This window comes from Actinosynnema sp., from assembly GCF_052038725.1.
Genome location: NZ_JBQGCX010000074.1, coordinates 1 through 3,764, shown reverse-complemented (window position 1 = coordinate 3,764; position 3,764 = coordinate 1). Strand labels below are relative to the sequence as shown.

At 73.4% G+C, this 3,764-nt stretch carries 3 protein-coding genes and 1 riboswitch; of the genes, 2 read left to right on the top strand and 1 reads right to left on the bottom strand.

The window, feature by feature from the left end:
* Positions 1–452 precede the first annotated feature (452 nt).
* The gene (gene ald / locus ACTUAL_RS01465; RefSeq protein WP_096496863.1) at positions 453–1,559 is read right to left on the bottom strand and encodes an alanine dehydrogenase; all 1,107 of its coding nucleotides are present in this window, start codon (positions 1,557–1,559) and stop codon (positions 453–455) included.
* A gap of 187 nt (positions 1,560–1,746) precedes the next feature.
* A riboswitch (glycine riboswitch) is annotated at positions 1,747–1,839 on the top strand.
* Positions 1,840–1,970: 131 nt separating this feature from the next.
* Here ald and gcvH point away from each other — a divergent pair.
* Complete coding sequence (gene gcvH, locus ACTUAL_RS01460; protein WP_015804935.1) at positions 1,971–2,354, top strand: glycine cleavage system protein GcvH; 384 nt, start codon at positions 1,971–1,973, stop codon at positions 2,352–2,354.
* A gap of 3 nt (positions 2,355–2,357) precedes the next feature.
* The gene (locus ACTUAL_RS01455; RefSeq protein WP_096496862.1) at positions 2,358–3,725 is read left to right on the top strand and encodes an L-serine ammonia-lyase; all 1,368 of its coding nucleotides are present in this window, start codon (positions 2,358–2,360) and stop codon (positions 3,723–3,725) included.
* The last annotated feature ends 39 nt before the right edge of the window (positions 3,726–3,764 follow it).

Here is a 3,764-nt window from a genome sequence, read left to right as displayed (position 1 = left end):
GCTGGTCTCCGCGCCGGTGGTGGCGCCGATCACCGCGCCCGGCGCTGCGCCGGGGCTGGTGCCGGGGGTGGTGCGCGCGGTCCGGCCGCGGGGTCGTGTCACGGGTGCTCCGATCCGGGTCGGCGGTGCTGGGTGCCGGGGACCGGGGCGCGTGCCCACGCGACGCCGCGCGACCCCGTCATGACCATCGGTCGCGGGCGCGCGAGTGCTTACCCGTGAACACCGGATTCACTCGTTTGCTTGAGCATTCCGGCATACGGCGTGCGGATCGACCCGCGTGTCACTTCGGTGGGGTGCTGGGCAGCGGGGTCCGTTGCCGGCTAAGATGGTGGCGCGGCCCGCTCCCAGTGACCCCCAGGCTGGTTGAGCGGGTCGCCTCTTCTTCTCCAGGCGAAGGGGCGCCCACCCGAAGCCGGTGGGCGCCCCATCGCCGTTCCCAGGGCCTCGGCGGGTCAGACCGGGTACGGCGCGTGCTCCAGGTCGTGCGCGAGCGCCACCGGGCCGTTGGTCAGTGCGCCCCGGTGGGTGTTCAGGCCCAGCGCCAGCGCGTGGTCGGCGCGCAGCGCCTCCCGCCAGCCCCGGTCGGCCAGCGCCGCCGCGTACGGCAGCGTCACGTTGGTCAGCGCGTACGTCGAGGTGCGCGGCACCGCCCCCGGCATGTTCGCGACGCAGTAGAACACCGAGTCGTGCACCGGGTAGGTCGGGTCGGCGTGCGTGGTCGGCCGCGAGTCGGCGAAGCAGCCGCCCTGGTCGATCGCGATGTCCACCAGCACCGAGCCCGGCCGCATCCGCGCCACCAGCGCGTTGTCCACCAGCTTCGGGGCCCGCGCGCCCGGCACCAGCACCGCGCCGATCACCAGGTCCGCCTCCAGCACGGCCTGCTCCACCGCGTACCGGGTCGACGCGACCGTGCGCAGCCGGTTCCCGAAGCGCGCGTCGATCTGCCGCAGCCGGTCCACGCTGGTGTCCAGCACCTCCACGTCCGCGCCCATGCCGACCGCGATCGTCGCCGCGCTGAGCCCGGCCACGCCGCCCCCGATCACCACCACCCGCGCCGGGTGCACGCCGGGCACGCCGCCGGGCAGCACCCCGCGCCCGCCGGACGGCTTCATCAGCGCGAACGCCCCCACCTGCGGCGCGAGCCTGCCCGCCACCTCCGACATCGGCGCCAGCAGCGGCAGCGCGCCGCCGGCCGACTGCACCGTCTCGTAGGCGATCGCGGTCGTGCCCGAGGCCAGCAGCGCCTCGGTCAGCGGCCGGTCCGCCGCCAGGTGCAGGTAGGTGAACAGCACCTGGCCCTCCCGCAGCCTCGGGTACTCCTCGGCCACCGGCTCCTTCACCTTCAGCACCAGCTCGCCCTCGGCCCACACGTCGTCGGCCGAGGCCAGCACCTTGGCGCCCGCCGCCAGGTACTCGTCGTCGGGGATCGCGGAGCCGAGGCCCGCGCCCGCCTCGACGAACACCTCGTGGCCGCGCGCGGACAGCTCGTGGGCGCCAGCCGGGGTGAGGGCGACGCGGTACTCGTGGTTCTTGACCTCGCGGGGGACTGCGATGCGCACGGTGGCCTCCTTCGCTGCGGTGATTGCCTAAAGGTCGGGTACCCGCCGCGGGGTGTCATCGTGCTCACAGCACGAACGGGACCCCCGGCGCTTGTGCGCGCCGACCAATCGTTGACACCCCTCGGGGCGGGCACCTAGCGTTCGGGACTCAACTGAACATCGGCCGCGGCGTCCCTGGCGGGGCGCCGGATCACCGGCGGGAGAGTCCTCGGGAACAGCCGGGGCGCCGAAGGAGCAAGTACCCCGCACACTCTCAGGCAACGGGAACCGCCGGGGTGAGGCCGCTCTGGAAAGCGCACCCCGAAGGGGGAGGCGCACCCACGGTGCAAGCCGCTCGCGCGGCGAAGCTCTCAGGTACCAGGACAGAGTGGGGGATCAACCCACCACAGGTCCCGCGACAGGAGCGCCGCCGTGCCCGCATTCCCCGAGAACCTGCTGTACACCGCCGACCACGAGTGGGTCGACTGGACGCCCGGCACCCAGGAGCCGGTGTCGGTCGGCATCACCTCGTACGCCGCCGAGTCGCTGGGCGACATCGTGTTCGTGCAGCTGCCCGAGGTGGGCGAGCGCGTCACGTCCGGGCAGGTGTGCGGCGAGCTGGAGTCGACCAAGTCGGTCAGCGACCTGTACGCGCCGGTGAGCGGCGAGGTCGTGGAGGTCAACACCGGCGCGGTGGAGGACCCCGCGCTGGTCAACGGCGACCCGTACGGCGGCGGGTGGCTGTTCAAGGTCCGGGTCGAGAGCGCCGAGGGGCTGCTCACGGCCGCGAAGTACGCCGAGCTGACCGGGGACTGACCGGTGGCGATCAGCGTCTTCGACCTGTTCTCCGTCGGCATCGGGCCCTCCAGCTCCCACACGGTGGGCCCGATGCGGGCGGCGGCCACGTTCGCCGAGCGGCTGCGCGGGGTGTCCGGTCAGGTGCGCCGGGTGCGGGTGGAGCTGTTCGGCTCGCTCGGCGCCACCGGGCACGGGCACGGCAGCCCCAAGGCCGTGCTGCTCGGGCTGGAGGGCAACAAGCCGGAGGAGGTCGACCCGGTCGCCGCGGAGGCGCGGGTGGCCGAGATCCGGGCGGCGGGCGCGCTGCGGCTCGGCGGCGGCGCGGAGATCGCGTTCCGCGAGCCCGACGACCTGGTGATGCACCGCCGCAAGTCGCTGCCGCTGCACCCGAACGGGATGGTGTTCGAGGCGTTCGACGCGGCGGGCGCGAGCCTGGACCGGGCCGAGTACTACTCGGTCGGGGGCGGGTTCGTGGTCGACGAGCACGCGTCGGGCGCGGACCGCATCAAGCCCGACACGACCCCGCTGGCCCACCCGTTCCGCACCGGCGACGAGCTGCTGGACCTGACCGCGTCCACCGGGCTGCGGATCAGCGAGGTGATGCTGGCGAACGAGCTGGCGTGGCGCAGCGAGGACGAGGTGCGGCGGGGGCTGCTGCACATCTGGCAGGTGATGCAGGACTGCGTCGAGCGCGGCTGCACCGAGCAGGGCGTGCTGCCGGGCGGGTTGAAGGTGCGGCGGCGGGCGGCGGAGATGCGGCGGTCGCTGCGCGACGAGCACTACGCCACGGACCCGCTGCGGGTGATGGACTGGGTGACGCTGTTCGCGCTGGCGGTGAACGAGGAGAACGCGGCCGGCGGTCGCGTGGTGACCGCGCCGACGAACGGGGCGGCCGGGATCGTGCCCGCGGTGCTGCACTACTACGCGCGGTTCGTGCCGGGCGCCTCGGACGACGGCGTGGTGCGGTTCCTGCTGACGGCGGGGGCGGTGGGGGTGCTGTTCAAGGAGAACGCGTCCATCTCCGGGGCCGAGGTGGGGTGCCAGGGGGAGGTCGGGTCGGCGTGCTCGATGGCGGCGGCCGGGCTGGCTGAGGTGCTCGGCGGGACCGCGACGCAGGTGGAGAACGCGGCGGAGATCGCGATGGAGCACAACCTCGGGCTGACGTGCGACCCGATCGGGGGGTTGGTGCAGATCCCGTGCATCGAGCGGAACGCGCTGGCGTCGATCAAGGCGATCACGGCGGCGCGGATGGCGCTGCGGGGGGACGGGTCGCACTTCGTGTCGTTGGACAAGGTCATCAAGACCATGCGGGACACGGGGAAGGACATGAAGGTCAAGTACAAGGAGACGGCTCGGGGTGGGCTCGCGGTGAACGTCATCGAGTGCTGAGCCGCTGCCTCCGAAGCCCTCCCGAAGTGACGTGGGGGC